5 protein-coding genes are annotated in these 6884 nt (G+C 39.9%); all 5 read right to left on the bottom strand.

All coding sequences use genetic code 11. The features are described 5' to 3' along the window. Window positions 1-284, bottom strand: a 284-nt coding sequence (locus tag O970_RS00630) for a hypothetical protein (RefSeq protein ID WP_036562112.1), incomplete at its 3' end; no start/stop codon positions are given. 50 nt (window positions 285-334) lie between these two features. Then, window positions 335-1159 (bottom strand): DUF6708 domain-containing protein, encoded by an 825-nt coding sequence (locus O970_RS00625; RefSeq protein WP_024495263.1) that lies wholly within the window; start codon window positions 1157-1159, stop codon window positions 335-337. A 13-nt stretch (window positions 1160-1172) separates the two neighbouring features. Beyond that, window positions 1173-5201, bottom strand: coding sequence for a toxin VasX (locus tag O970_RS00620; RefSeq protein WP_024495262.1), 4029 nt, complete (start codon window positions 5199-5201; stop codon window positions 1173-1175). Between the two features lie 23 nt (window positions 5202-5224). Further along, a complete protein-coding gene (locus tag O970_RS00615; protein WP_024495261.1) occupies window positions 5225-6130 on the bottom strand; it encodes a hypothetical protein in 906 nt (301 codons plus the stop codon). A 2-nt stretch (window positions 6131-6132) separates the two neighbouring features. Beyond that, the coding region (locus O970_RS00610) for a DUF2345 domain-containing protein (RefSeq protein WP_036562109.1) at window positions 6133-6884 on the bottom strand (752 nt) is incomplete at its 5' end.

Here is a 6884-nt window from a genome sequence, read left to right as displayed (position 1 = left end):
GCAGCAATTAAAGTGCCTATATTTATAAATAAGATGATATAGTCTGTTTGAAGATCTAACGCTATGAATAGTAAAAAACATATAAAGATTAGTGGAAAACCAAAAATAAGGGCAATAAAGGAAAGAAATAAATAAAAAATTTGGTCAGAGGCTATTTTTCGCTTAAAAACACAGTAATTATCATTGGCATAGATTAAACGATCATCATGGAGGGTGACAGAGCGCGGTCCTTTATCTAGATCGCCAATCCAGCCAAAGAGTTGTGGTCGATATTTTGATGGCATCGTTATTTCCTATTATTTATTGTTAATATGGTAACCATTTGGAGTGATAACTAATCTTTGACATTATGCCGTTGTTTGATCTCGGCTAATTCTGCGGGTGAAGTGGCATTAAATGCTTCAATCATCCATTCTGGCCAGCGTTGCCCTTCAATCACTTTACGTTTAAATTGGGCTTCTTCATCTGATATATATTGACCATCATTAAGCCTTGCGGATGAATAGAATTCCATAAAACTGTTGATCCATCCCCATACATAAGTACTGCCAGAGCCGGCACGAGCAGGATCTAATAAGATATGGTCAATAGTTTGATAGGTACCGGGTTTGCATACCATTAGAATGGTGGTCGTTAATGCATTACGGGAGTAGTTATGAATCACCACGCCATGTAAATCAGCCCAATCATACTCTTTGATACGACGTTTAGTAGGAAATAAAAAGGTGAGGGGATTACGCCAGAATTTAAAGTTAAAAAAATAACTTTCGTTAACATAGACTTTATTGGTTTTGCGATTAAAAATAATCGGGCTACCGCGGCGGGTAAAGAGGTTTTGATAGAGCTCTGGAACCATTATATAAACAATAGCACAACTTAAAATGGTGGCTATTATATCTATAAATAATATTATTGTTTCTGTATTAAGCTTAAAGTTTATAATTAACAAAAAACTGGTTATAGTAGCGGCACATCCTAAAATCAAAGCAATGAAAGAAAGAAATAAATAAAAAATTTGGTCAGAGGCAATTTTACGCCTAAAAGCACAGTAATTATCATTGGCATAGATTAAACGATCATCATGGAGGGGGACAGAACGCGGTCCTTTATCTAGATCGCCAATCCAGCCAAAGAGTTGTGGTCGATATTTTGATGGCATAGTTATTTTCCTGTTATTTATCGTTAATATTGTACCCATTTTTGGTAATAATTAGGGGCCCCTGATCATGATTTGGGTAGTGAATAATGATCTGGTAATTTTTGATGCGAGATAAATCCCAAGTGCTGGCAATCTTCTTATCAATAATTAGCTGATAACTCTTACCGTCACTGGATTTGTTTAACTGATGTTGTTGCTGATGATACATATCGTGTTGGCTAATAATTAACCCTTTAATATTTTTTACTTTTTTACCCTGAAGATGATCCGCAGAGTAAAATTGCTGTTGGGGAATAAGATTAGGTAGCTGATATGGGTGACGCTGGTATTGCTCTTCTGGCAAAATATAGTCAGTACCATAGATTGCCGGTTTTTCGGGTATATAGTTGATTACCTGAAAGGTGGGTTGGCGCGCTATATGGTGATAGGTCGCTGTGTAGTAGAAATCAATATATTTTTGTTCTTTGCTGCTGGTGTCTTCATCATAAAGGCGCAGATAAATATTTAGCTTGTCCTGAGGAGTTTTTAGCACAAAATTAGGGATATTGAGGTAAAGTTGGATATGGCGCTGATTATTATGCTCAGCAAAATAAGCGGTATCCGTTTTAAAATAGATAAAGGTATCGATACCTAAAATTGCTATCAGATAATCATTAACTGCCTGACCAAATCCCGCATGGGCATAATAATCTTGTTCGTGATAAGCGTTATATTTAAGATAGGCGAACTCTGCATGTTTACCAAAATAGCAGCGGTTTAGCCAGTGTTCAATTGGGCTCAAATTATCATATTCTTTACTCAAGGCAATCAATACCGTACCAATAATTAAAACCATAACTCCAATCGCTAAAATTATAGGGCTCTTAAACAATAATAAAATTGCTCCGCCGCCCATAAAGATAGAGCCCAAAAACCTTCGGTAAAAATAAAGTTTATTCTCCATCTCCAATATACCAAATGAACTTTTTAACTCAGTTAATGCATCCATTACTGTAATAGCAGCAAAGGCCTTGGCTACTGTTTTGGAGATAAAGCTGGTCAATCTTATTGAACTTTGTAATTCGGCAACATCGGCGCCAACCCGCATACCTCTGGTTAATTGCATTTTAAGTTTAATTTCCTTATATTGCGCCACTGTATCGACACATAATAGCCCTAATGAAGCTAAATCGGTAGCTAACTTACGAATCTGTTTGGCTTCAATATCGCCTTCCTTAGGTTTGCCCCACTCTTTGAGGGTATCCCAAATATTTAATAGGGTAATTACCCCCACGATAGCATTCACTTTGTAGTTTAATTGGGTGGCCTTGGCACTTTTACGGGTATCTTTAAGCTGTTTAATCTGGGCAGATTTATTTTTAGCTGTATTGAGCTGCGCCTGCTGTTGGGTGAGACTAGTTTGGTGCTGGTCGATGTGCTGATTAACTATTTTTCGCTGTTGGTTATGTTGGTCTGCCTGTTGCAAGGTTTCAACCGTGGTCTGTTGCTGACGGTTAATCTTATTAATCTGAGCGTTAATCGTGGTTTGTTGGTCGATTAAGGTTACATAGCGATATAACTTTTCCTGAATAAAGGCTTTAAGTTTATGCGGATTTAAAATATGCTCACGGTTTTTGGTAATAAATTGAATAAATAAGCTTTTACTCAACTCATCGGGAAAACATAACATCATTTTTGTCTGTTTAAATCTGGCCGCTTTGTGATTGGCAGAAGGTGGCGTGTCTATCACATCAAATTGCCTTAAAAAGGTCTGCTCCTGTAAATTAAAACCATGCTGACGGAAAAACCCGCCCTGCATCTGAGCCAGTAACGCATAGACCTGAGTTAGTTTATCAGGCCTAATTTTGACGGTGATTTCAACTGGATAAACCGCCATTTTAGCTAAGCGTTGCATCATATCTAGCTGATTCCAGCGTAGGTTAATCGGCTGCACCTGTGGATGTTGGACAAGCTGAGTATGTTTTTTTATCGCCATATCATTAAGATAACTAAGCGCATGATCTATTTTAGTTTCATTTAGTACTTTAGGGATAGCCAGTGCGGCTAATTGGTCGTTAATGGACTGAAGGTATTTTTTTGCCTGTTCAATCGCTTTCTTATTTTCGGTTTTTTTGATTCGCAGCTGCTTTTGCTCTGCTAGATCGTCAATTGGGATCTGTTTGGCTTTTTGTTGTAGTTTAATCAGTTGTTGCTGACTATTTTCAATCTCAGCATTAAGGCGCTGGGTGTGCTTGGTTAATTGTTGCTGTTGCTGAAGTTGCCACTTTTCATATTTTTGGTTGTGATGAGCATTATATACCGCACCAAAATAAGTACTTTTGGAGGTGATATCGAGCCAGTTTATTGGGTTGCCATTGATTAAATCGGTAAAGACGGGTTGATTAAGGTCGATACCGTGGTTATTTTTATGGCTGATGACATAGTAAATACTGGTTGAATTACTCAGCAGTTCATCCCAGAGCGCATTATCTTCATCCAGCCTGATTTCACTATGGGTTGAGTCGAGCAGAATTTGAGTTATGACTTTAATATAGCTTAGTGCGCTGATCTCGTTCGAAAAGTCAAATTCCGATTGCCAGAAATGGACCTGATTAAAGGATTTAGGTGAGAATGGACTAAATTTAGAGACCACATCTTTTTGACCAAATAGCCAGCGTACATAAGTAAAGTAGTCCTGTGACCAGCGTTTACAATAATCGACCACCTCGTTATAAGCGGTTGCTAATTCATGGTTAAATTGCGTGACCTTATCGTCATCAATACATGCATTAATTTGATTAAGTTTTTTCTTTTTCTCTTGTTTTAGGTGGATGATGGTAACGGCATTTTTAGGGGGGGGCGCCATAAAAGGCCCGATATAAGCGTAGGGGTCTCGGTTGGCTAACTCGATGTAGTCTTGTTGCTCTAACGTGGCTATTTTTTGGTCATAGGTGCGTTCAAGAGAAGTGCGATACTGTTCGATTAGTTGCCATATCATCCGCTTTTTAAACAGATCATTTTGATAATACCTAAAGCGTTTTTTTAATTCTGGATTAATCATATTAAGCATGTTTTTAGCGCGCTGTGCATAGATACTATTTTGCTTATTGATATCAAAATCGAGGTTTGGCTCATCGGCTATTGGCTCGTCATCCGCTTTAGCCGGCGGAGCGTCATAATTGAATATATGTAGATGGTTTAGGCGCTGAGCGTTTAACTCTTCGGCAATCCCTAGTGTATCTTCCAGCACGATAGCGCAGGAGCTAGCGTTCTCTCGTGAGGTATATAAAGAATTAACCTGATAGGCATAGCGAGCACGCTGTGCTTTAAGGCTGTGAAACGGGTGGACCGATTCAAAGTTAGGCAACAGGCGGTCAAAGCGAAATTCCAGCACGTTGCTCTGTTGATTAATCGGCGCATCATAGCTATAGCCAAAGATATCTTTAAAAGGCACCGCCCGCTGACCACATGCCTGTGCGGGTGAGGTTTTGAACTGGTTTAAGCTGGTAATATGGGTAAAGCGAGATAAAGCCAGCGGGTCTTGTTGTTTTAGATAGTTATTGATGGTCTGAGTTGACCACGGCTGGGATGAGTAAGCCACCCAGGCTTGAGTAAAGCGTTTTTCATCCAGATGAATAAAAGAAGCGGGAATAGAATGGCAGCTATCCTGACAGGCTTTGGACAAGGGGCGGGGCTCAGTGCCTGAGAGGCTAAAGGCATCTTTAAGCCGCAGTGCCCCGTCAATGCATTCGTAAGCGTCTAACATGCGGCTGTCAAGCTCCTTGCCCTGTTGCATGACATAGACATAGCCATTACGCAAGGTACGCAGCAGATAGTGATACTGGGTTAGCGTTTCTTGTGGCATACGGTGTTTAAAATCTAACTGACTGGCATAATCGGCCAGCGTCTGATAAATTGGATCGACGTCACTATTAGAGTGATTATTTTTAGTGATGACCGCCTGACGCAGTAAAAATACCGGTAAGCCGTGCCGGCCACAGGCGGGGCATTTTCCAGCGGCTTGATTTTTATTCTGTTTGGCTAGGGTGTCGATTTTTTGCATTGGTTGCCTCTTTGTCGTTATTATTACTGGCGAGAAAAACTATCGTTTTCAATTTTTATTTTGGCATCAATAAGCCTTTTTGACAACGTTCCTGGTTGTGTTTGGGTCTGTTTTGTTAGCGCAAGCACTTGTGGGTGTTGTGTAAAGTCTGATTGATATCTAAGCCCATTAAGTCCCCAAAACAGAATATCTTCTATATCAGTTAAATTGAGTTGATAGGCTTGTTCAACTAATTGCGTACTTTGGACGATAACATCCTTAACTAAGGATAACTGTTGTTGTTCTTGAAATTGGAGTCGATTATTTGCCCAAGTATTGACAAGGGTATGTATGATCCTGATGTGTTTTAAGCGATATAAGTAGGATTCACTCCAATTTTGATTAGGTTGATCCGGTTGAGCAACTTTGTATTGAATAAACTCACCGTTATAGATCGACGGATAGTAGTAATCGATATCTGTTAATTTTTGATTTAACCAATAGCGATCTGCCGCTGATCCAACTTCATGTAAAAATTGCATACGGAATGGTTCAAAGAAGGGATAATAGGGTTCTTTTAATGTAGTGGCAATGTTATTACCTATGTTTACCAGTTGCTGTGCGATTTTGGCTGGGTTGAGATCGCTAATAATATAGCTACAAACATAACGTTTTGGCCAAAAGCACTCGATCGCGGCTTGTTCACTAATCTCGGCAATAACTTCAATGTCTAAAAATTGTTCTGGCTTGGCAAGCGTGATCAGTGTGGGGCACTGACTGGGATCATAATCTAAATCGGTTCTTAATACTGTGGTTAGATTTTGTTCACCGAAATAAGTTAATAATGACGATTTAGATAAGTAACTCATTTCATTGAGTACAACCAGATTATCGACTAGCAAATAGCGATATTTAAAAAAATTATATCTATTATTTAATACATCAATCATAGTTAACCTATCTCTGCACAACGTTTGACGTTAAGTTCACTTGTGTTTAATTGAATAGTTTTCGATTTATTAACCGGTCCCATCTTTTGCAATACCGCACTTTTAAACTTTAAATTACCTGCGGTGCCCAGCTCTATGCCTTCGCTGCTAATTTTGATATAGGAGCCGCCACATACTAGGGTAATTTCTTTATCTGCGGTGAGGGTGATATTGCCATCGACGCTATCTACCTTGATATCTTGCTTGGCGGCTATGTTGAGGTTGGCATTTTGGGCCTGTAGTTCAATATCACCTTGATTGGCAAACAGTTTCATCCCCTGCTTGTGAGCGAATAATCCAATCGCTTCACCAGAAGAGACGCTGATAGTTTTAAGGGCGCTGATATCGGTTTGGTTTTCGGCGGTGAGGGTAATGCTGTTGCTAGTTGATAGTTGGATGTTCTCTGGGCTAGTTAAGGCAATCCCTTCTTGGGCATAGGCAAGTATGCCGCTTGCTGCTAGTTCGGTTAGGTTGGCGTTGAGTTGATTTTGGCTATCAGTGTCCGCTAAATGCGCTTGCGATTGCACCGCGGCAGTGTGTAGCGCTTTAGCTATTGAGAGGGCATTTTCTAGCTGGGTGATAGCGGCTTGCATATCTAATTGCTTGCCTTGGGCTTTGGGCTCGCTTTGGGTGGTGAGGTATAAGCCTTTGTTGGCGGCAATCGCGCCCCAGTCGTCGGTACGTAATTCGAAGCCTTCACCGCGTTGTTCTTTAC

It is taken from the genome of Candidatus Schmidhempelia bombi str. Bimp (assembly GCF_000471645.3).
Lineage (GTDB): Bacteria > Pseudomonadota > Gammaproteobacteria > Enterobacterales > Orbaceae > Utexia > Utexia bombi.
This window is presented reverse-complemented; position numbering and strand designations above follow the sequence as displayed.

Coding starts and splice junctions, on each gene's coding strand:
- O970_RS00625 (WP_024495263.1), bottom strand. CDS start 1,159: ATGCCATCAAAATATCGACCACAACTCTTTGGCTGGATTGGCGATCTA.
- O970_RS00620 (WP_024495262.1), bottom strand. CDS start 5,201: ATGCAAAAAATCGACACCCTAGCCAAACAGAATAAAAATCAAGCCGCT.
- O970_RS00615 (WP_024495261.1), bottom strand. CDS start 6,130: ATGATTGATGTATTAAATAATAGATATAATTTTTTTAAATATCGCTAT.